Source organism: Micrococcus sp. EYE_212, from assembly GCF_023147585.1.
Lineage (GTDB): Bacteria > Actinomycetota > Actinomycetes > Actinomycetales > Micrococcaceae > Micrococcus.
Genome location: NZ_JAHXOZ010000004.1, coordinates 140,279 through 161,231, shown reverse-complemented (window position 1 = coordinate 161,231; position 20,953 = coordinate 140,279). Strand labels below are relative to the sequence as shown.

General features: G+C 73.6%; 20 protein-coding genes and 2 pseudogenes. 18 read left to right on the top strand and 4 right to left on the bottom strand.

Annotated features, from left to right (window positions below; translation table 11 throughout):
• The first annotated feature begins 423 nt into the window (after positions 1-423).
• From KZX60_RS04520 to KZX60_RS04505, 4 genes are all read left to right on the top strand, one after another.
• Complete coding sequence (locus KZX60_RS04520; protein WP_248115859.1) at positions 424-1,131, top strand: GntR family transcriptional regulator; 708 nt, start codon at positions 424-426, stop codon at positions 1,129-1,131.
• Entirely contained in the window at positions 1,128-1,490 is a 363-nt protein-coding gene (locus tag KZX60_RS04515; RefSeq protein WP_248115857.1) for a CidA/LrgA family protein, read from the top strand. Before KZX60_RS04520 ends, KZX60_RS04515 begins: the two co-directional genes overlap by 4 nt.
• Positions 1,487-2,221, top strand: coding sequence for an LrgB family protein (locus KZX60_RS04510; RefSeq protein WP_248115855.1), 735 nt, complete (start codon positions 1,487-1,489; stop codon positions 2,219-2,221). Before KZX60_RS04515 ends, KZX60_RS04510 begins: the two co-directional genes overlap by 4 nt.
• A 181-nt stretch (positions 2,222-2,402) precedes the next feature.
• A complete protein-coding gene (locus KZX60_RS04505; protein WP_248115854.1) occupies positions 2,403-3,155 on the top strand; it encodes a metal-dependent hydrolase in 753 nt (250 codons plus the stop codon).
• A 27-nt stretch (positions 3,156-3,182) separates the two neighbouring features.
• On the opposite strand, the gene KZX60_RS04500 is transcribed toward KZX60_RS04505, so the two are convergent.
• Both KZX60_RS04500 and KZX60_RS04495 read right to left on the bottom strand, forming a co-directional pair.
• Positions 3,183-3,905: a DUF6226 family protein gene (locus KZX60_RS04500; RefSeq protein ID WP_248115853.1), complete on the bottom strand. Its 723-nt coding sequence runs from the start codon at positions 3,903-3,905 to the stop codon at positions 3,183-3,185.
• 42 nt (positions 3,906-3,947) lie between these two features.
• Positions 3,948-5,450 (bottom strand): long-chain fatty acid--CoA ligase, encoded by a 1,503-nt coding sequence (locus KZX60_RS04495; RefSeq protein WP_248115852.1) that lies wholly within the window; start codon positions 5,448-5,450, stop codon positions 3,948-3,950.
• Positions 5,451-5,817: 367 nt separating this feature from the next.
• Here KZX60_RS04495 and KZX60_RS04490 point away from each other — a divergent pair, with 367 nt between their 5' ends.
• The 9 genes from KZX60_RS04490 (at position 5,818) to KZX60_RS04450 (ending at position 14,954) form a co-directional block, all read left to right on the top strand.
• Positions 5,818-7,026: a M28 family peptidase gene (locus tag KZX60_RS04490; RefSeq protein WP_248115851.1), complete on the top strand. Its 1,209-nt coding sequence runs from the start codon at positions 5,818-5,820 to the stop codon at positions 7,024-7,026.
• A gap of 331 nt (positions 7,027-7,357) precedes the next feature.
• Positions 7,358-8,419 carry a zinc-binding dehydrogenase gene (locus KZX60_RS04485; RefSeq protein WP_248115850.1) on the top strand — a complete coding sequence of 354 codons (1,062 nt, stop codon included), beginning with the start codon at positions 7,358-7,360 and terminating at the stop codon, positions 8,417-8,419.
• Between the two features lie 162 nt (positions 8,420-8,581).
• On the top strand, positions 8,582-9,439 hold the full coding sequence (locus KZX60_RS04480; protein WP_248115849.1) for a MerR family transcriptional regulator: 858 nt from the start codon (positions 8,582-8,584) through the stop codon (positions 9,437-9,439).
• A 68-nt stretch (positions 9,440-9,507) separates the two neighbouring features.
• A complete protein-coding gene (locus KZX60_RS04475; protein WP_248115847.1) occupies positions 9,508-9,888 on the top strand; it encodes a hypothetical protein in 381 nt (126 codons plus the stop codon).
• A 130-nt stretch (positions 9,889-10,018) separates the two neighbouring features.
• The gene (locus tag KZX60_RS04470; protein ID WP_248115846.1) at positions 10,019-10,828 is read left to right on the top strand and encodes an ATP-binding cassette domain-containing protein; all 810 of its coding nucleotides are present in this window, start codon (positions 10,019-10,021) and stop codon (positions 10,826-10,828) included.
• Positions 10,825-11,574: an ABC transporter permease subunit gene (locus tag KZX60_RS04465; RefSeq protein ID WP_248115844.1), complete on the top strand. Its 750-nt coding sequence runs from the start codon at positions 10,825-10,827 to the stop codon at positions 11,572-11,574. Before KZX60_RS04470 ends, KZX60_RS04465 begins: the two co-directional genes overlap by 4 nt.
• Positions 11,571-12,272, top strand: coding sequence for an ABC transporter permease subunit (locus tag KZX60_RS04460; RefSeq protein ID WP_248115843.1), 702 nt, complete (start codon positions 11,571-11,573; stop codon positions 12,270-12,272). The genes KZX60_RS04465 and KZX60_RS04460 overlap by 4 nt, the downstream gene beginning before the upstream one ends.
• A 31-nt stretch (positions 12,273-12,303) precedes the next feature.
• On the top strand, positions 12,304-13,299 hold the full coding sequence (locus KZX60_RS04455; RefSeq protein WP_248115842.1) for an ABC transporter substrate-binding protein: 996 nt from the start codon (positions 12,304-12,306) through the stop codon (positions 13,297-13,299).
• 110 nt (positions 13,300-13,409) lie between these two features.
• Positions 13,410-14,954 carry an alanine/glycine:cation symporter family protein gene (locus tag KZX60_RS04450; RefSeq protein ID WP_248115841.1) on the top strand — a complete coding sequence of 515 codons (1,545 nt, stop codon included), beginning with the start codon at positions 13,410-13,412 and terminating at the stop codon, positions 14,952-14,954.
• Positions 14,955-15,011: 57 nt separating this feature from the next.
• Here the strand turns inward: KZX60_RS04450 and KZX60_RS04445 are convergent.
• Positions 15,012-15,638: pseudogene (locus KZX60_RS04445) on the bottom strand (Pr6Pr family membrane protein); the annotation flags it as partial.
• A gap of 60 nt (positions 15,639-15,698) precedes the next feature.
• Here KZX60_RS04445 and KZX60_RS04440 point away from each other — a divergent pair.
• Positions 15,699-16,532 carry an alpha/beta hydrolase gene (locus KZX60_RS04440; RefSeq protein WP_248115840.1) on the top strand — a complete coding sequence of 278 codons (834 nt, stop codon included), beginning with the start codon at positions 15,699-15,701 and terminating at the stop codon, positions 16,530-16,532.
• Positions 16,533-16,600: 68 nt separating this feature from the next.
• On the top strand, positions 16,601-18,229 hold the full coding sequence (locus KZX60_RS04435; RefSeq protein ID WP_248115839.1) for an amidohydrolase: 1,629 nt from the start codon (positions 16,601-16,603) through the stop codon (positions 18,227-18,229).
• 29 nt (positions 18,230-18,258) lie between these two features.
• Here the strand turns inward: KZX60_RS04435 and KZX60_RS04430 are convergent.
• Positions 18,259-18,678, bottom strand: a pseudogene (locus KZX60_RS04430) (CGNR zinc finger domain-containing protein); the annotation flags it as partial.
• Between the two features lie 388 nt (positions 18,679-19,066).
• Here KZX60_RS04430 and KZX60_RS04425 point away from each other — a divergent pair.
• The 3 genes from KZX60_RS04425 to KZX60_RS04415 are packed head-to-tail and all read left to right on the top strand — an operon-like array spanning position 19,067 to position 20,848.
• Complete coding sequence (locus KZX60_RS04425) at positions 19,067-19,588, top strand: GyrI-like domain-containing protein (RefSeq protein WP_248115838.1); 522 nt, start codon at positions 19,067-19,069, stop codon at positions 19,586-19,588.
• Positions 19,589-19,644: 56 nt separating this feature from the next.
• Positions 19,645-19,872 carry a DUF3995 domain-containing protein gene (locus tag KZX60_RS04420; protein ID WP_248115836.1) on the top strand — a complete coding sequence of 76 codons (228 nt, stop codon included), beginning with the start codon at positions 19,645-19,647 and terminating at the stop codon, positions 19,870-19,872.
• A 55-nt stretch (positions 19,873-19,927) separates the two neighbouring features.
• Positions 19,928-20,848, top strand: a complete 921-nt coding sequence (locus KZX60_RS04415; RefSeq protein ID WP_348983739.1) for an SDR family oxidoreductase — start codon at positions 19,928-19,930, stop codon at positions 20,846-20,848.
• The last annotated feature ends 105 nt before the right edge of the window (positions 20,849-20,953 follow it).

Genomic DNA, 20,953 nt, shown 5'->3' with positions numbered 1-20,953 from the left:
ACGGGGGCGGTCTACAGGGTTGACCAGCCTCAGTGCCGTATGTAGTGCCCCGGCTATGGTCAGGCGAACACACGAGGTGAGGCCCGCGGGATGACTCGCGGTCCGTCAGCCACAGGATCACGTCCCCACGGGCATGCCCACGTTCCCCACCACCAGAGACACCGATCCGGCAGGGCCAGCTAAGGTCGTCCTCCCGGTGTGGGCGCAGCGTCAGGCGCGCGGTGCGCAACGGCCAGTCAGGGGCGGGGCCGCCCGCAACCGCGCCATCCCCGCGCACCCCTGACCGGCACAGGACTCGGCTGACAGCCGTCCCGCATGCCCGCTTCGACAGGCGCCGGCATTCTGTGCCCCTCCCCACCCGGGCGCCTTCCGAGTCCGACACAATGCATACATCCATGCATGCATCCGATTATTCTGGCCCGCATGACTTCACTCTCCGACCCCTTATGGGGCAGTCGTGCCACGGCTGCCGGCCGCCTGGCCCACGACGTGTCCTGGCGCATCGTCCGCGGTGAGATCCACGCGGGGGAGGTGCTCACCGAGATGCAGCTCTCCACGGAGGCCGGCATCTCCCGGACGCCGGCCCGGGAGGCCCTCCTCCAGCTCGAGCGTTGGGGCCTGGTGCGGCTCCTCCCCAAGAAGGGCGCGTCCGTGCAGGCCCTCACGCCGCAGACCGTGGCCGACCTCACGGCCCTGCGCGGCCTCCTCGAGTCCACCGCCCTCGCCACGGTCGCCGCGCGGCCCGACGCCGTCGGGCCCCTCGTCGCCACGCTCACCGCCAACCTGGATCAGCAACGCGCCGCCCTGGACGCCGGCGACCTCGCGGCGTTCTCCGCGCTGGACGTGCGCTTCCACCGCGACGTGATCGCCACGTGCGGCAACGCCGCCTTCGACGAGGTCGTGCGCACCTTCGCCCCCCGCCTGGCCCGCCTCATCCACGCCGCCACCGGCGGATCCGTCGACGCCGCCCGCCGCCTCCTCGATGGGCACGCCGAGATCTGCGCTCAGCTGGCCGCCGGGCGCGCCGCAGACGCCCAGCGCGCCCTGCAGGCACACCTCGACGCCGCGGGGACCGGCGTCGTCCCCGGCCTGCCGCCCGTGGGCCCGTCCGAGGCGGGTGAGCCCCGATGATCGAGGGCCTGCTGATCCTGCTGCTCTGCCAGCTGGCGGGCACGCTCGTGGCCGACACGCTGCACCTGCCGATCCCTGGGGCCGTGCTGGGCATGCTCCTGCTGCTCGGCTTGCTCGCGTGGCGCCGGCCGGCCGAGGACGCGCCCGTGATGACGGCGAGCCATCACCTGCTCCAGCACCTGCCGCTGCTGTTCGTCCCGGCGGGCGTCGGCGTCGTCGCGGTGCTGGGCCTCATCGGGGAACACCGGGCGCTGATGCTGGTCGGCTTCGTGGTGCCCTGGGTGCTGGGGCTGGTGGTCACCGCCGGCGTCGCCGCCCCGCTCGCCCGCCGCCTCACGGACAAGGAGGACGCACAGTGAACGCCGCCGAACTCACCGATTCCCTCGCCGAGGCCTGGGACGCGCTCCTGCACACACCGCTGTTCGGCATCGCGCTGACCCTCGCCGTCGCCGTGCTCGCCCGCCGTCTGTGGCTCGCCGCCCGGCAGACCGCCCTGCTCACGCCCGTGCTCGTGGCGATCGTGCTGGTGGCCGCGTTCCTGGCCCTGACCGGCATCGACTACGAGACCTACATGATCGGCGGCAGCTACCTCACCTTCCTGCTCGGCCCCGCCACCGTCGCCCTCGCCGTCCCCCTGTACCGGGCCGGCCCTGACATCCGGAAGCTGCTGCTGCCGGTCGCCGTCGGGGTCACCGTCGGCTCGGTGACCGCCATGGTGAGCGCCGTGCTGATCGTGCGGCTGATGGGCGGGGACGCCGCGCTGGCCGCCACGTTCGCCCCCAAGTCCGCGACGACGCCGATCGCCATGGCGGTGGCCGACGCTGGCGGCGGGATCGTCTCCCTCGCCGCCGTGCTTCCCGTGCTCACCGGCGTGCTCGGCGCCGTGTTCGCCCCCTGGGTGCTCGACCGGCTGCGCGTGCGCGACCCCCGCGTGCGCGGCCTGGCCATCGGCGTGAGCTCCCACGGCATCGGCACCGCCCGCGCCCTCGCCGAGGGGCCGAAGACCGGCGCGTTCTCCGCCCTCGCCATGGCCTGCTCCGGCGTGCTCACCGCCCTGCTGGCCCCGCTGGTGCTGGCGATGACGGGGTGAGGGGCCGGGTGGCCGCCCCGGCAGAGGTCGGGCGGCCGCCTCGACCCGCTCCGGCCGCGGCGGCCTCCTTACCGTGTCCGCCCCGCCTGCCACCCTGGTCCTCTTCCTTCCCCGCGGGCGCCGGCCGGCCCTCGCAGGCGCGGTGACGCGGCCCGGTCCTGCGAACGAGAGGACCCCACCCATGATGGGCCCGTCCCACGCGGCCACCGGCGCCGCGGCCTGGCTGGCGCTCACGCATTGGCAGTCGCCGATCGCCGTGCTGCACCTGCCCGCCGAACTCCAGCTGCTCGGCGCCGTGACCACCGCCGGCGCGGCCATGATCAGCGACTGGGACCACCCCCGGGCCACCGTCGTCCACGCCCTGCCGCCCCTGACCGAGTGGCTGAGTCGCGGCATCCGGCACGTGGCCGGCGGGCATCGGCGCGGCACACACTCGTTGGTGGGGGTCGCGGCGTTCACCGCCATCGCGACGGCGGCCGCCTCCATCCAGGTGCCGATCGCGGGGCACGTCTACACGCCGGGGCAGGGGGTCATCGCCGCGTTCCTGGCGGCCGTGGCCGCCAAGGCCCTCCGGCTGCTCCCGAACCGGGGATGGAGGGCCGCGTGGGTGCTCGGCATTCTGGGCGCGGTGTCGGCGACCGTCCTCAGCGACGGGCTGTGGTGGATCCCCGTCTCCGTGGCCGTCGGCGTGAGCGTGCACATCCTCGGCGACGCCCTCACCAACAACGGGGTGGCCCTGCTCTGGCCGCTCAGTCCGGAGCCTCCCGCACGCCTGTGGTGCTGGCAGTCCTCCGGACGGTTCCGGCTCCCCCTGCTCGGCCGGACCGGGTCCTGGCGGGAGTGGGTGCTCGTCTCGGTGGTCACCGTGTTCGCCGTGGTGCGGGCCGTGCGGCTCATCCCGTCCGCCGCCCGGGGGGTGGCGGCCCTGTTCTGAGCGGCGGCGCCCGGCGACTCCGCCCCCTCACGTCTCCGGGAACCACCCTGCCCGCACGGTCGCCTCGGTCCCGCGTGGCAGCCTCGGGCGGCCGCCGGCGGCCAGGTCTCGGCAGGCGTCCGTGAGTGCCGCAAACGGCCATCCCGGGACCCGGCCCATCCCCTCGGCCGTGCCGTCCGCGTGCCAGTGCACGTGCCAGTCCCGGCGCCGCTGCCCGTGACGGCCCCGCAGGCTCACCCCCGTCCCGACCGCGCGCGCGACCGCCTGGTCCACGGCCTCGAGCAGCTCGTCCGACCCGGGGTCGCAGGCGTCGCATCCGCAGTCCGGGAGCAGCGCGTGCACCTGCCCCGGGGCGCCGACCGCCACCCGGATCACCGGCAGGACGCCGCCGTCGTCGGCCTGGGGCACGTCCGTCTCCAGCAGCCACCAGGGGGAGGCGCCGTCGACGCCGGCCGGCGGCGCCACCCGCAGCGCCCGGTCCACGGGGACCGTCAGGTCGGCGCGCCCGGCCTCGTCGAGCGGGATGCCAGGCACCGGGTCCGGCGCGACGGCGGCGCCCGCCTCCGCGAGCACCTCGGCCCACACGCGGGCCCGGGCGGCCGCGATCCGATACCGCTGCGGGTCGGTCACCCGGGAGTACTCCTCCTCCCAGGGCGGGGCGCTGTCCGGGTGCGGGGCAGGCCAGGCGGGCAGGTCGAGGGCGGCGTACCGCCGGGCCACCTCCGCCCGCAGGCGCGGCAGGGTCGTCATGGGAGGCTCACCGTGTGTCCGGCCCGGGCGGTCATCCCGAGCTCACTCCGCCGGCGCAAGTTCCCGCTTGAGGATCTTGCCGGTGGCGGTCTTGGGCAGTCCGTCCCGCACGGTCACGGTGCGCGGGTACTTGTAGGGGGCCACCTGGGACTTCACGTGCTCGATCAGCTCCGCCTCCGTGGCGTGCGCGCCGGGGGCGAGCACCACGTGCGCGGCGACCTCCTGGCCGAGCTCCGGGTGGGGCACCCCCACCACGGCGGCCTCCGCGACGGCCGGGTGCTCGTAGAGCACCTCCTCGATCTCGCGCGGGTACACGTTGAGCCCGCCGCGCAGGATCATGTCCTTCGTGCGGTCCACGATGTAGTAGTTGCCCGCGGCATCGCGCCGGGCGAGGTCGCCGGAGCGGAACCAGCCGTCCTCGGTGATGGCCTGGGCGGTGGCCTCCGGCTTGCCCCAGTAGCCCTTCATCACGTTCTCCCCGCGGATCCACACCTCGCCCAGGGTCTCCTCGTCGCCCTCGGGCACGACGGCCCCGTCCGGCGTCACCAGCTGCAGTTCGCACCCTCGGACGGCGCGTCCGATCGAGCCCGGCTGATGCTCCTCACCCGGATGGTTGAAGCACGCCACCGGGGAGGTCTCGGACAGGCCGTAGCCCTCGAGGATCTCGCAGTCGAAGGTGGCCTCGAAGCGGCGCAGCAGCTCCACGGGCAGGGCCGACCCGCCGGAGACGCCCAGGCGCAGGCTGGCCAGGTCCTCCGGACGGTCCTTGGCCGCGGCCAGCACGGCCCCGTACATGGTGGGCACGCCGATGAACACGTCCACCGCGCACTCCCGGACGGTCTGCGCGGCCACGGCGGGATCGAAGCGGGGGATCAACGCCAGGCTGGCGCCCATCGTCACGGGCGCCATGAGCGCGCACGTGAGGCCGAAGACGTGGAACAGCGGCAGGCAGCCGAGCACGGTCTCCCCGTGCTGGAGCTGGATCAGCGTCTCCGCCGCGGTGTCCGCGTTGGTGCCCATGTTCCGGTGGGTCAGCTGGGCCCCCTTGGGGCGGCCGGTGGTGCCGGAGGTGTAGAGGATGACGGCGTCGTCCTCGAGGTCCCGCTCGACGGTCTCGGTCACCGGGCCGGGGCTCTCCGCGAGGTGCGGGGCGAGGCCGTCCTCGCCGAAGGTGCGCAGCGGCACACCGCGCTCGCGGGCGCCCTCCACGGCGTCCTCGGACGGCACGGCCCACAGCATCGACGCGTCCGAGTCCTCCAGGTAGTACTCGATCTCGCGGCGCTTGAACAGCGGGTTCATCGGGACGACGACGGCGCCCAGCTGCAGGGCCGCGAAGAACACCACCGGGAACGCGGGGATGTTCGGCACCATGAGCGCCACGCGGTCCCCGGGGCCGATGCCCTCCTGCCGCATGAGCCCGGCCAGACGCTGGGACTGGTCCTGCAGCTCCGCGTACGTCATGCGGTTCTCGCCGAGGATCAGGGCGGGGGAGTCGGGGTGCTCGGCGGCGGTGCGCTCGAGACGGGCGGGCAGGGTGAGGGTCACGACGGGCCTCCGAGGGGAGTCGGATGTGATGGGAACCACAGCGTAACGCCCGGCGTCGCTCGTTCGCTGTGAGCCGAGCGGGGTGTGTCGGCCGGCCTCACGCCATCTTGTCGCCGGGCCAGACATGGGGTGTGATGGGTGTCACTTCCACCCCGCCTCTTGAGGAGCCCGCATGCCCATCTCCGCCTCCCGCCTCTCCCGTCGATCGTTCCTGGCCCTCAGCGGTGCCGGGGCGGTCGGCGCGGCCACCACCACCTTTGCCATGCCGGCATGGGCTGTCGACGCAACGCGGCCGGGGGCCGTCCGGCCGCCTCGCCTGACGGGTCAGGATCGTCAGATCATCAACCGAATCAGGCCCGCCCGAGCCGTGGACGATCTGACGTACCTCACCGAGGTGATCGGCCAGCGCTACACCGGCACGCCCGGTGAGGACCGCGCTGCGGACTACATCGCCGCGCAGCTGGATCAGGCCGGATACACCGTGGAGGTGGAACGCTTCGCGGTGCCGGACCGGCGGATCGGAACCCTGTCCGGGGCCGGCCTCGACGCGCGGTTCGGATGGGGCGTCGGGTCCGCCGCCGAGGCGGTCCAGGACGTCACGGTCAGCGGATCGCTGCGCCTCGCCCCGTCCTCGTCCCCGGCCGATCTCCCTGCGGACCTGACGGGCGTGGTGATCATGCGGGTGGTCACGCAGACCGAGGACGTGACCCCGCTGGCGGTCGCCGCCGCCGAGCGGGGAGCCGTCGCCGTCATCGCCACCCGCCGCGACGCCACGGCCCCGTCCCAGGCGCCCGCCTTCGTCCCCCGGCTGACCGTCCCGCGCGTGGACATCCCCGTCGTCGGTGTCAGCCAGGTCCAGAAGGAGCAGCTGCTGGGGCTGCTCCGTGCGGGTGAAGCCCGGCTGACCGTGACCACCATGGAGTACCGCGACACCCGCAGCTCCAACGTGATCGGCACTCGGCCCGGCCGCAAGGGGGCCGCCGGCAGGACGCGGGACCGCGTGATGGTCGGAGCCCACTACGACAGCGTCATCGGCTCACGCGGGGCCAACGACAACGGCTCCGGCACCGCGCTGTGCCTCGAGCTGGCGCGGGTCATGGCGACATCGCCGACGGTGGCCGATCTCTCCTTCGGCTTCTGGGGCTCGGAGGAGGTCGGCCTCGTCGGCTCGCGGCATCATGCGCGGAACCTGGCCGACGCGGAGCGTGCCCGGCTGCGCGGGGTCTTCAACAACGACATGATCGCCACCAGCTGGGAGCCGGCCGAGAAGTACTGGCTCCTGGAGCTCAACGGGCGTTCCAACCCGGTGAACCAGGCTGTGCTGGCGGCCGGCGACCGACTGGGGTACCGGACGAAGATGGGCGAGATCTTCCCGATGGGCCGATCCGACCACGCCTCGTTCTCCGAGGTCGGCGTGGACAGCGGCAACTTCGGTTGGCTCCACCGGGACGGGTTCTTCCTCGAGCCCGAATACCATTCCTCGGACGACACGGTGGCCCGCAACATCTCCCTCGAGCGTCTGACGGTCTCCATGGAGATCCAGGGCTGCGCAGCCTACGCGCTGGCCACCTCCTGACCGGGTCGCCTCACGCGGCGGCCTGGGTGGCACCGCTGGAGCGGCCGCGGGCCCCGTCCCTGTGCGGGGTGGGGCCTGCGCCGCGGGACGGCTGGAGCACCTTCCTCAAGCACCTCGGGTCGGGTTTCAGGACGAAGTGCCTGTATTTACGCACCCAGGCTCGGCGGCATCGTCATGGAGCGGGGCCTCGAGGGGTCTGCCGAACCGCTGGCACGCGGCCATCCACCGGCCCCGCCTGCGTCGCCGATCCGTCGTCCCCACCGTCCAGGGAAGGAAGACTGGTCCCAGCACACCGCCGCCCGGACCGCCGGGCCAGACGAGAGGACAGACCATGACCGCACAGCCCCCCGCCACCCCTGCCATCCCCGAGACGATGAAGGCCGTCGTCATGCGCGCCCCGGGCGACGTCGTCGTTGAGGAGGTGGACACCCCGCGCGTGCAGAAGCCCGGCGACGTGGTCCTGAAGCTGGCCGCCGCGTGCGTGTGCGGCTCGGACCTGTGGCCCTACCGCGGGCACAACGAGGTGGACCACCGCCGCATGGGCCACGAGTACGTGGGCACGATCGTGGAGAAGGGCGCGGAGGTCGCCACCCTCCAGCTCGGCGACTTCGTGATCGGATCGTTCATGCTCTCGGACAACACGTGCGAGATCTGCGAGGCCGGCTACCAGTCCCGCTGCGTCAACGCCGGCGAGTACACGGGCAGCCAGGCGCAGTACATGCGCGTGGAGCTGGCCGACGGCTCGCTCGTGAAGGTCCCCGGGGGCGAGCCCTCCGACCCGGACCGCCTGGCCGACTACCTGGCCGCTTCGGACGTGCTCGGCACCGGCTGGTACGCGGCCGTGGCCGCGCAGGCGGGCCCCGGCACGACCATCGCGGTGGTGGGCGACGGCGCCGTCGGCCTGAGCGCGGTGCTGGCCGCCAAGACTTTGGGCGCGGAGCAGGTCATCGTGTTCTCCCGCCACGAGGACCGCGCCGCCCTGGCGCGGGAGTTCGGGGCCGACGTCGTCATCGCCGAGCGCGGCGAGGAGGGCGCCGCGAAGGTCAAGGAGCTCACGAACGGCTACGGCGCACACGGCGTGTGCGAGGCCGTGGGCACGCAGGAGTCGATGGACCAGGCGCTCGCCTCCGTGCGGCCCGGCGGGTACGTCGGGTTCGTGGGCGTCTCCCACGACCAGACGATCGACGGCTCTGCCCTCTTCGGCCGCGAGATCCACCTCGAGGGTGGGCCGGCCCCCGTGCGCCGCTTCCTGCCGGAGCTGATCGAGCGTATCCAGTCCGGCGAGATCCAGCCCGGCAAGGTCTTCACGAAGCGCCTGCCGATCGACGAGGCCGCCGAGGCCTACAAGGCCATGGACGAGCGCCGCGAGATCAAGGTGCTGCTGGAGGTCTGAGGTGTCGGCGGGCCGACTCGTCTCGCCGCCCGTGCCCCGCGCCCGCAATCGTGCCGGGCGTCTCGAGCCGAGGCGTTCCACGCCAAGACCGCCCGGATCCGCCTTGACCCTCCCCTTGGAGGAGCGCCCACGCTGGGAGCACCCCCGAGAGAGGATCACCCCATGACCGCCCTGATGAGCATCGGCGAGTTCGCACTCGCCACAGGCCTGTCCGTGAAGGCCCTTCGGTTCTACGACGATCGCGCCCTGCTCGCGCCCGTCGACGTCGACCCGCACTCCGGCTACCGCCGCTACGCCCCGAGTCAGGTCCGGGCCGCCGTGCAGATCCGTGTCCTGCGCGCCGCCGGGCTCGCGGTGGAGGACGTCAAGGCGGTCCTCGAGGAGCCCGACCGGATGCCTGCCCTGCTGGAGGAGCACGCAGAGGCGCTGCGGCGCCGTCGCGACCTGGAGGACCGCGCCCTCACCCTGGCCCGCGCGCACGCCGAGGGTCCCGACGACGGCGCGCCGGTCGTGCGGGAGCGCACCGCCGAGGCCGTCGCGTGGGTCGGCGTCGTCATGGAGCTGCACCTGGACGCCCTCGACGCCGACGCGGCGAACGCCGGGGCCAACGACCAGTTCGGGGCGCTCGGCGAGGCCGCCGTCGCCGCGGGCCTCCAGCCGGCGGGCCCGATGTGGACGGCGATGCGTCCGGGCGCGCGGAGCGCGACCACGGTCGAGATGGTCCTCGCGCTGCCGGTGGCGGGTGAGGTACCGCCCTCGTTCGCGGCGGAGGGCTTCGAGACCGTCACCGGCGTGCTGCCGCGCCGCATGGAGCGCTACGCGGCGTTCACCGCGGGCGAGCAGGACGTGGACCTCCTCGAGGACGCCCCCGGCGGTGCGCTCCCGCACCCCTCGATGATCGCTCTGATGGAGGCGTTCGACGACGACGCGTTCGCCGACGCCGAGCTGCGCCAGATCATGGCCGACCCGATGGAGGGTCGCATCGAGCTGGCCGCGACGGTGCGGGAGCTCGAGGGGTGAACCCGCAGGTCTGATGCCCCGGGCGCCGACCTCGACCTGGAATTGTCATGGGCTATCCGCGTCAGCCCATGGCATTTCCGGATCGCACCACCCACGGCCCGCCCGCCCCGCAGATGCGCGAGCTCGGCGAGACCCGCGAGGACGCCATGCGCGCGCTCGCGGCCCGGGACGTCGCGCCCGGCGACGTCGGGTACGCCGACGGCGAGCCCGTGGCCTGGTGCAGCATCAGTCCGCGCACGGAGATCCCGCGCCTCGGCGCCCCGGCCGTCGGGGCCCACCCCATCGCCAATCGCGCGGCCGACGCCGGCGCTGCACCGGACCGGATCGACCTCACCATGGCCTTCGCCGGCACGTGGTCCATGTTTGACAAGGCCGGCTTCGCGGTGGTGGGGGAGACGAAGGCCAAGGGCTCGGGCCGGCCCCGGCTGGTGATGCGCCGGGACTGCTGACGCGTCGAGCGCGACCCCCTGACGTTCCACCTCCGCCCCCCGCCCCTGTACCCGCGCCGCGGGCGCGTCCTAGGGTGGAGTCCCGAGCGCGCCCGGCAGCACCGCCGCGTCACGATCCTGGAGGCCCCGCATGATCCGGTTCGAGCACGTGGGGATGACCTTCCCGGACGGCACCCGCGCCGTGGAGGACTTCAGCCTGGAGATCCCGCGCCACGCCACGGTCGTGCTTCTCGGCTCCTCCGGCTGCGGCAAGACCACCCTCCTGCAGATGGTCAACCGCATGGTGGACCCCACCGCCGGCCGCGTGCTCGTGGACGGCGAGGACGTCGCCTCCCTGAACCCCGTGACCCTGCGCCGCCGCATCGGCTACGTCATGCAGAACGCCGGCCTGCTGCCCCACCGCACCGTGCTGGACAACGTCCTCACCGTGCCGCGCCTGGCGGGCCGGGCCGGCGCCGCGGAGAAGGCCCGCGCCCACGAGCTGCTGGAGATGGTCGGCCTCACCCCGGCGCTCGCGCAGCGCTACCCGGCCCAGCTCTCCGGCGGCCAGCGCCAGCGCGTGGGCGTGGCCCGGGCGCTCGCGGCCGACCCGGACATCCTGCTCATGGACGAGCCCTTCAGCGCCGTGGACCCCGTGGTCCGTGCAGACCTGCAGGCGGAGCTGCTGCGCATCCAGCGCGAGCTCGCCAAGACCATCCTCTTCGTCACCCACGACGTCGACGAGGCCGTCCTCCTCGGCGACGAGGTGCTCGTGCTCCGCGAGGGTGCCCGCGTGGAGCAGCGCGGCACGGGGGAGCACGTCCTGCTCCGCCCGGCCACGGACTTCGTGGCCCGCTTCGTGGGCGGGGACCGGCGCCGCCTGCACGTGGAGGAGCGCGCGGGCACGCCCACCGTCGTCGACGCCGCCGGCCGCGTGGCCGGGACCCTGGTGGCCCCGTGAGCTGGATCTGGAGCAATCTCGACCTCATCGGCGAGCTGGCGCTGCGCCACGTGCTCATCGCGGCCCCGGCCATCCTCCTGAGCCTGCTGATCGCCGTCCCCGTGGCCCGCCTGGCCAACGCCTCCCGCATCGGCCGGCGCCTCCTGCTCGGCGGCTCCGGGGTGGTCTACGCGATCCCCTCGCTCGCCGTGTTCGTGATCCTCCCCGGCCTCATCGGGACCCGGATCCTCGATCCGCTCAACGTGGTGATCGCCCTGACGCTCTACGGCGCCGCCCTACTGGTGCGCAGCGCCTCCGAGGCATTCGACGCCGTCGACGGCGACCTGCTCACCGCCGCCCGCGCCCAGGGCCACAGCCCGTGGCAGCTGTTCTGGCGCGTCGAGCTGCCGCAGGCCGGCGAGTCGATCCTGGCCGGTCTGCGCGTGGTCAGCGCCTCCACCCTCTCGCTCGTCTCCGTGGGCGCGCTGATCGGCGTGCAGTCCCTCGGCTCCCTGTTCACGGAGGGGTACGCGCGCGCCTTCCTCGCCGAGATCGGGGCGGGGATCGTGGGCACGGTGATCCTCGCCGTCGCCGTCGACGCGCTCCTGGTGGGCCTGGCCGCCCTGCTCATGCCGTGGACCCGGCGCGCCCGGCGGGCGCCCGCGGAGGACCACGCCCGCTCCGGGCCCGCGGCCGCCCTGGCCCTCAGCGGGGACCCCGCCACCGCGCCGGCCGACGCCTCCGCGACGACGGGAGGCGCCCGATGATCGCGGACCTGTTCGCGTGGTTCGCCGACCCTGCCCACTGGAGCGGGGAGAACGGCGTGCCCGCCCGCGTGCTCGAGCACCTCGGCTACTCCGCCCTGGCGCTGCTCCTCGCCGCCGCGATCGCGCTGCCGGTGGGCGTGTGGATCGGGCACACGGGCAAGGGGCGGCGCGCCGTCGTCGCCCTCTCCAGCGCCCTCCGCGCCCTCCCCACGCTCGGCCTGCTCACGTTCCTGGCGATCGTGCTGCAGATCGGCCTGCGCCAGGCGCTCATCCCCACCGTGATCGTGCTCGTGGTGCTCGCCGTGCCCCCGCTGCTGGCCGGCACGTACGCCGGACTCCAGGCCGTGCCCCGCGAGGTGGTCCACGCCGCGCGCGCCCACGGCCACTCCACCGCCCAGCTGATCGGCGCCGTCGAGCTGCCGCTGGCCCTGCCCATGATCGTCGGCGGGCTGCGCTCCGCCGTCCTGCAGGTGCTGGCCACCACGTCCGTGGCCGCGTACCTCGGACTCGGCGGGCTGGGCCGCTACCTGTTCGACGCGCTCGCGGTGCAGGACTACCCCGCCATGCTCGCCGGCGCCGTGCTGATCGCCCTCCTGGCCCTCGTCTCCGACGCGGTGCTGCTGACCGCCCAACGCCTCGTGACCCCTCGGGGACTGCGCCCGCACCGCGGCGCAGGCCCCGGAAGCGCACCTGCCTGAGCCGCATTCCCCGATTCGAAAGGACCCCACCATGGCCGCCGCCTTCTCCCAGGCCTCCGTCCCGAACCCCCGCCGCCGCGCCGTCCTCGGCCTGCTGGCCGCCACCCCGCTGCTCGCCGCGTGCGGCGGCGGCTCCGACCCCCTCGCCTCCTCCACCCCGACGACGGCCGCCGCGTCCGGTGCGTCGTCGTCGTCGGCGGGCGGCTCGGGCTCCGTGACCGTGGGCTCGGCGAACTTCGCGGAGTCCGAGATCATCGGCGAGCTCTACGCCCAGGTCCTCGAGGCCAAGGGCATCACCGTGGAGCGCAAGATGCAGATCGGCGCGCGCGAGGTGTACCTCAGCGCCCTCGAGGACGGGTCCATCGACCTCATCGGCGAGTACACCGGCAACCTGCTGGGGTTCTACGACAAGGAGGCCACCGCCACGAGCCCGCAGGAGGTGGCCGACGCCCTCCGCGCGGCCCTGCCGCAGGGCCTCGTGATGCTCGAGCCCGCCGAGGCCCAGGACAAGGACTCCTACAACGTGACGGCCGAGTTCTCGCAGGAGCACGGCCTCACCTCGCTCGACCAGCTCAAGGACTACGACGGCACCCTGCGCATCGGCGGCCTGCCCGAGCTCGCCCAGCGCGACTACGGCGCCGGCCTGAGCGCGCTGACCGAGGTCTACGGCGTCCCGGAGGACGCGATGGAGTTCACCGCCATCAGCGACGGCGGCGGCCCCCTCACGGTGCGCGCCCTCGCCGACGGCGACGTGGACCTGGCCAACATCTTCTCCACCACCCCGGCCATCAAGGACAACGGCTTCGTGACCCTCGAGGACCCCTCGGGCATGATCACCCCGCAGAACGTGGTGCCGATCATGGCGCAGGACAAGGCCACGGACCCGGTGAAGGAGGCCGTCAACGCCGTGCAGGCGGAGCTGACCACCGAGGACCTGATGGCCATGAACGCGCAGAACTCGGGCGCGGAGAAGAAGCAGCCCTCCGAGGTGGCCGCGGCCTGGCTGAAGGAGAAGGGGCTGGTCTGAGGCGCAGGCCCTCCGGGGGCCGCGGCCGCCCTCTCCTGACGGCTCGGGCCAGGTCACCGGCTCGGGTGTGGGTATAGTCACACGGACTCGTCGTCGACCTGGGGGATCCCATGGAGAACTTCATCACGTCCGCCAACGAGCTCATGTGGAGCCTCACCATGGTCGTCGGGCTCCTCGCCCTGGGCCTGTACTTCACGATCCGCATGGCGGTGCCGCAGGTGCGGCTGGTCAAGGACATGGTGGGCCAGCTGGTCCACGGCGGATCCTCGTCGGCGGGTGTGAGCTCCTTCCAGGCGTTCGCCATGGCGCTCGGCGGACGCATCGGCGTGGGCAACATCGCCGGCGTCGCGGCGGCCATCCACCTCGGCGGCCCGGGCGCCCTCTTCTGGATGTGGGTGACGGCGATCGTCGGCGCCCCGGTGGCGCTCGCGGAGAGCTCCCTGGCGCAGCTCTACAAGCACAAGATCCGCGGCGAGTACCGCGGCGGCCCGGCCTACTACATCCTCGAGGGGCTGGGCCGGCAGTGGCGCTGGCTGGCCTTCGCGTATGCGGCGGCCACCGTGTTCGCCACCGTCGTCACCGGCCCGCAGATCCAGGCCAACGCCGTCACGGCCGCCACCACGGCGGCGTGGGGCTGGGACCCGCTGTGGGTCGGCGTGGCCATGGCGGCCCTCTTCTGCGCCATCGTGTTCGGCGGCATGCACCGGCTGGGCCGCACGGTCGGCCTCGTCGTCCCCTTCATGGCGGCGGCGTACATCCTCGTGGGCCTGTTCGTGGTGGCCATGATGTGGCAGCAGATCCCCGCGATGTTCGCCATGATCGTCGAGAGCGCCTTCGGCGCCCACTCGATCTACGGCGGCATCCTCGGTGCGGCCGTCTCGTGGGGCGTGCGCCGCGCCGTGTACTCCACGGAGATCGGCACCGGCTCCGGCGCCCAGGCCTCCGCGGCCGCGCACGTGTCCCACCCGGTGAAGCAGGGCCTGGCCCAGGCGTTCTCCGCCTACGTGGACACCCTGTTCGTCTGCACCGTCACCGGCCTGGTCATCCTGGCCACCAACAGCTTCGACGTCCTGGGCCCGGACGGGGAGTCGACATTGACGCAGAACCTGCCCGGCGTCGACGCGGGACCGGCGTGGGTGCAGGCCGGCGTGGACACGGTCCTCCCGGCGTTCGGGCCGGCCTTCGTGGCGGTCGCCGTCTTCCTCTTCTCCTTCACCACGCTGCTCTCCTTCTCGTTCTACGCGGAGACCAACCTCGCCTACCTGATCCCGGACAAGGGCGTGCAGAAGGCGTGCATCGCCGTCGCACGCGTGCTGCTGGCCGCCTCGATGGTGTTCGGCTCCGTGCAGACCTCCGCGTTCGTGTGGTCCCTCGCGGACTTCGGCGTCGGTCTGTACACGTGGGTGAACATCCTCGCGCTCGTGCTGCTCAGCCCCATGGCGATCCGCCTCATGAAGGACTACGACCGCCAGCGCCGCGCCGGCCAGGACCCGATCCTGGACCCGGACACGATCGGCGCCCGCAACGCCCACCTGTGGCGCCAGGTGCACGCCGAGTACCAGCGCACCGGCGACGTGCAGGCGGCCATGGACCACGTGGCGGACACCGCCCCGGACACCCGCTCCATCGCGATCGTCCCCCCGAGGGGGCGCTGACCGGCCGACGCCGGCGCGCGCCAGGGCCGCGTCGGCGCCGCGCAGCAGCGCGGCCACGGCCACGAAGAACCCGAGGATCGCCACCACGTAGACCAGCACCCCGCCGTAGCCGAGCCGGGGGACGTCGAGGATCGTGTAGGGATACCAGTCCAGCCACGGGCCGCGGACCAGGGTGAACGCCAGCCACGCGAGCGGAACGACCGTGGAGAGCCCCACCACGCGCCACGTCACCTGCCGCCGCGGGCCGACGACGGCCCACAGGAGCGGCGTCAGGATCGGGGTGACGATGTGTTGCACCGTGTCGTTGAACCCCTCGAGCGGGGTGGCCGAGGGGCCGTCGCGCAGCAGCAGGTTGAACACCACGCCCGTGATCACGATGCACGCCACGCCCGTCAGCCGCAGCACCCGGACGAGGGTGGAGGGCCGGTGCAGGCGCAGCGCCAGCAGCAGAGACGTGATCCCGACGAGGAAGTTGGAGAGGAACGTGAAGTACGTCGGCTGGTTCAGCAGGTTCTCCCACCCGTGCGCGAACACGTGCGAGTAGCCCGCCCCCGCGTCCAGGTCCGAGTCCTTGTGCCAGCCGATCCAGAACGAGAGCAGGTTCCCGCCGAGAGACAGCACGGCGGCGACGGCGAAGGCGAGCCGGGCCGTCGCCGTGACGGCAGTGGGGGTGGGGTCGATCATGCGCCCATCCTGGGGCCGCGGACGCACCGGACGCCAGCGACGGCCTCGTACGCTCACCCCATGACCGATCGCACCGCGCCCACCCGCACTCCCGAGCATCCGCACGTCGTCCGCCGCGGCACGGGCACCCCGTTGGTGCTCGTCCACGGCAACGGCGTGGACCACCGCCTCCTGCTGCCCCTCGACGACGCCCTGGCCGAGGCCGACGCGTTCGAGCGGATCTACGTCGACCTGCCCGGCTTCGGCCGCACCGCCGCCCTCGACGGCGACGGCGGCCTCCCGGAGCTGGCCGACTGGCTCCTCGCCTGGCTGCGCGAGGAGGTCGGGGAGCGCCCGTTCGCCCTCCTGGGCAACTCCCTCGGCGGGCTCCTCGCCCGCCACGCGGCGGCCGTGTTCGCGGCGCAGGTGGTGGGGCTGGCGCTGCTGGCGCCCGTCGTCGATCCGGACGAGGACGAGCGTGACCGCGAGGAGCTCGTGGTGCGCGAGCGCGACGCCGCGTTCCTGGACGGCCTCGATCCCGACGACGCGGCGCCGTTCCTCGAGATGTCCCCGCGCCTGACCCCGGACACGTGGGAGCGGTTCCGTGCGAACGCGCTGCCCGGCATCCGCCTCGTGGACGAGGACGCCGTGGAGCGCCTCTCCGCACGATACGTCCTCCCCGAGGTGCCGGAGGAGAGCGCCGAGACCTTCGAGGCGCCCGCGCTGATCCTCACGGGCCGGGAGGACCACCTGGTGGGATTCCGCGACCAGTTCGGGCTGCTGGCGCACTATCCGCGCGCCACGTACACGGCCCTCGACGCGGCCGGGCACAACCTGCACCTGGACCAGCCGGAGGCCGTGCACGCCCTCGTCCGGGCATGGGCGGCGCTGGTGGCCCGGAACGTCGCGTCCTGATCCGCCCGCCGCCCGCCGCCCGATCCGCCCACCGCCCGATCCGCCCACCGCCCAGGAGACCCGGACCCATGCAGCTCGACCTCATCGTGGACAACGCCCGCATCCGCACCGGCGACCCCGCCCGACCGCACGCCCGGCGCGTGGGCGTGTGGCGCGGGCTCGTCGTCGGGGTGGACGAGGAGCTCGACGGGCTCACCGCCCGGGAGCGGCTCGACGCGCGGGGGCGGACGGTCGTGGCCGGCTTCAACGACGCCCACGCGCACAGCGTGTGGTTCGGGCAGAGCATGCTCGACGTGGACCTCGAGCACGCGACGAGCACCGAGGAGGTCTACCGGCTCGTGCGGGCCCGCGCCGACGAGCTGATCCCCGGCGCGTGGGTCACGTGCACGGGCTACGACCCGGGCCACCTCACCGGGCCCGAGCCGGACCGCGACGGCCTCGATGCGGCCGCGAACGGGCGCCCCGTGCTGATCCGCCACAACACCGGGCACGCGTTCACGGTGTCCGGCGCGGTGCTGTACATGGCCGGGATCTCCGAGCAGGTCATGCAGCAGCCCGAGGGCGGGCACATCCACGTGGACGAGCATGACCGCCCCACCGGTCTCCTCGAGGAGACCGCGATGTCGCTCGTGCAGCCGCTGCTGCACCCGGAGTCGCACGAGCACATCGGCGAGTGCCTTCAGCGGGCGTCCGCGGAGTACGCGGCCGAGGGGATCACCTCCGTGACGGACGCCGGGATCGCGGGCGGCTGGATCGGCCACAGCACCCTCGAGTTCGGCGCCTACCAGCGGGCGCGTGCGCAGGGCCTGCTCAAGACCCGCTTCCAGACGATGGTCACCCTGGACGCCCTGCACCCCGTGGAGGGCCACACCGACGACGGCGCCCAGGTGACGCTCGACGCCGGCGTGCGCACCGGCGTCGGCGACGAGTGGCTGCAGATCGGCCCCACGAAGGTGTTCACCGACGGCGCCATGCTGGGCGCGACCGCCGCGATGACGCAGGACTACTGCCACGGACCCCACGGCAGCGGCTACCTCCAGGGCGACCCGGGCGAGATGCGGCGGGCCTCCCTGGCCGCGGCGGGGGCGGGCTGGAGCCTGGCCATGCACGCGATCGGGGACGCGGCACTCGACTTCTCCCTCGACGTGATCGAGGAGGCCCGGGAGCGCTTCGGCCGGCCGGCCATGCCCCACCGCGTGGAGCACGGCGGAGTGGTGCGCGACGACCAGATCGAGCGGATGGCGGCGCTGGGCGTGGTGATGGCCACGCAGCCGAACTTCATCAGCGCGTTCGGCGACTCGGTGGAGGAGCGGATCGGCGCCGCGCGGGTGCCACTGTCCTACCCGGCCGGGCGGCTGCTGCGCGCGGGCCTGGTGCTGCCGGGCAGCTCGGACCGTCCCGTGGCCGGGGGCCGGCCGTTGAACGTGGTCCAGGACTTCGTGCTGCGGCGCACCGAGACCGGGCGCGTGTACGGCCGGGAGGACAGGATCACGGTGGAGCAGGCCCTGCACGCCTACACGGTGGGCTCGGCCGAGGCCACCGGCTGGGGCGGCCGCAAGGGCCGGCTCGTGGCCGGTCAGCTCGCGGACTTCGCGGTGCTCTCCGAGGATCCGCGGGAGGTGCCGAGCGAGGAGATCGCGGACATCGAGGTGGTGGCCACGGCCGTGGGCGGGGAGTTCGTGCACGGCGGGCTGTAGAGGGCCTCGATCGCCAGCCGGTCCCGGCGGCGGCGCACCGCCTGGTGATTGCCGCAGCTGGGCGTGCAGTGCCGCCGGCTGCCGTTGCGCGTGAGGTCCACGAACAGCTCGTGGCAGCGCGGTGACGCGCACTCGCCGAGCCGGTCCGCGCCCGCCTCGAGGACGAACAGGGCCAGCCCGCCCGCCGTGCACGCCTGCACGGCAGCCAGGGGCGCATCGCCCTCGACCGTGAATCGCCACCGCGGGTCGGGGCCGGATGCGAGGCGCAGTCGCACCCCCGCGCGCTCGAGCAGGGCGTCGACGGCGGCGCCGCGGTCCGGCGCGGCGGTTGCGCTCGTGGTGCCGAAGACCGGGCGCAGGGCCCGGGCCCAGCCGGCGAGCTGCACGGTCTGCGGGAACGTCAGGGCGTCGTCGGGGTCGAGGGTGCCCGGGAGGAGACCGTGCCGCATCAACGCCTCGGCGTACGCGGCGCCGCCGCTGCCGTGGCGCTCGATCGTCGCGAGTTCGGCCGCGAGGAAGGCACCGGTGCGCGCGACGGGCGAGAGACGCATGCGATCCATGGAACCCTGCGCGAGGCGCGGAGGCGACGTTGTCCACAGGATCGTGCGGAGCCGTGAGCCGTGAGCCGTGAGCCGTGAGCCCTGAGCCGTGATCCGTGGGCAGCCAACCGTGAGCCGGGGGCGGGGTGGCCGGTGACGGCAAGCTGTGGGCGGCGCGGGGAGGTGTCGGTCCGGAAATGCCATGGGCTAAGCCGGTTGACCCATGGCATTTCTGGATCGCGTACCCTCCCTCGGCTCGGCACATGCCGGATCGTCCGTCCCGGGGCAGACTGAGCCCATGAGCACCCTCTCCGACGTCCAGGTCATCGACGTCCCCGGCTTCCCCACCGCCGTGGTGCGCGGCGTGGACCAGCCCACCGCCGACATGCACACGTTCATGGACTCCGCCTTCACCGCCCTCGGCGGGGCCATCGCGCGGGGCGAGGTCACGCCCGTGGGACCGGCCTTCTCCAGGTACGACGCCGACGTCCGCCATGGGCTCGGGGACACCGTGGACCTCGAGGTCGGCTTCCCCCTGGCCGCGCCGCTGTCCGGTCCCGTGGAGATGGATGGGGTGCGCGTGGAGCCGTCGTCGCTACCGGCCTGCCGCCTGGCCACCGCCAAGCACGCCGGCCCGTACGAGGGCCTGCCGCAGGCGTGGCCCGCGTTCATCACGCAGGTGCAGGAGCTCGGCGGCGAGCCCGGTGACGTCTTCTGGGAGGCCTATGACACGGAGCCGGGCCCTGGCGTCGACCCCGCCACTCTCGTGACCGGGCTGGCGGTGCCGGTCCACGGCACGCCGGCGCTGCGGGACCGCTGACCGCGGGGAGCGCCGTGCGGCGGACCCGGGGGAGGGGCTTCTTCACGCTCGCGATGGTGGCCGGCCTCCTCCACGCCGCCCCGAGCCTGTACTGGGCCCTCGGCGGCACGTGGCTGCTGGAGACCGTGGGGCAGTTCGCCGTGGACCTGCGGGCCGAGGGGATGGCGATCACCACCGTCCTGCTCCTGGCGATCACGGCTCTCGCGGCGGGGCTGAGGGCGTCGCAGCCTCGCAGAGTGCTCCCAGGATCGCAGGCGTGGCCCAGCCCCCGCGCCCGTCCGTAGGGTCGGGAGGACGAGGCGTGCGGACTGCGCGTCCCCCGAGACAACGGAGCAGATCGTGGCGAACGACGACGCGAACACCACCACCACCGACCAGCTGACGCTGCAGGATCCGGTCAAGCGCTACCCGGCCATCACCCCGCCCGAGCAGTCCCTGCCCGGCACCGGCCTGGACGCCGAGATGACGCCCAAGGCCGACCTCGGCGAGGAGTCCTACCGCGGCACCGGCCGCCTGACGGGCCGCAAGGCGCTCATCACGGGCGGCGACTCCGGGATCGGCGCGGCCACCGCGATCGCCTTCGCGCGTGAGGGCGCCGACGTCGTCATCTCCTACCTCCCCGAGGAGGAGAAGGACGCGCAGCACGTCAAGGAGGTCATCGAGGCCGACGGGCGCAAGGCCGTGACGATCCCGGGCGATCTGCGCGACAAGCAGTTCGCGAAGGACCTCGTGGCGAAGGCCGTGGAGGAGCTCGACGGCCTCGACATCCTGGTCAACAACGGCGGCAAGCAGGTGGCCCAGGAGTCGATCGAGGACATCACCGACGAGCAGCTCGAGGCCACCTTCGACGTCAACATCCTGGCGCAGTTCCGCCTGGTCAAGGCCGCCCTGCCGCACCTGAAGCCGGGCGCCACGATCATCAACACGACCTCCGTGGTCTCCTACATGCCGCCGGAGAAGCTCGTGGACTACGCGGCCACGAAGGCCGCGATCAACACCTTCACCAAGGGCCTCGCCCAGCAGCTCGCCCCGAAGGGCATCCGCGTGAACGCCGTGGCGCCCGGCCCCATCTGGACGCCGCTGCAGCCCTCGGGCGGCCAGCAGCCCGAGGACCTGCCGGAGTTCGGCCAGTCCACGCCGCTGGGCCGCGCCGGCCAGCCGACCGAGCTCGCCCCGGCCTACGTGTTCCTGGCCTCGCCCGAGTCCTCCTACGTGGTGGGCGCGACCATCGCGGTCACCGGCGGCATGCCCACGCCGTGATCGGCTGAACCACCCCCACGGAACGAGTCGTGGCGGGGGGGGGGGGGGGGGGGGGGGGGGGGGGGGGGGGGGGGGGGTGGGGGCGGAGGTGGCGCCCGGGGGGGG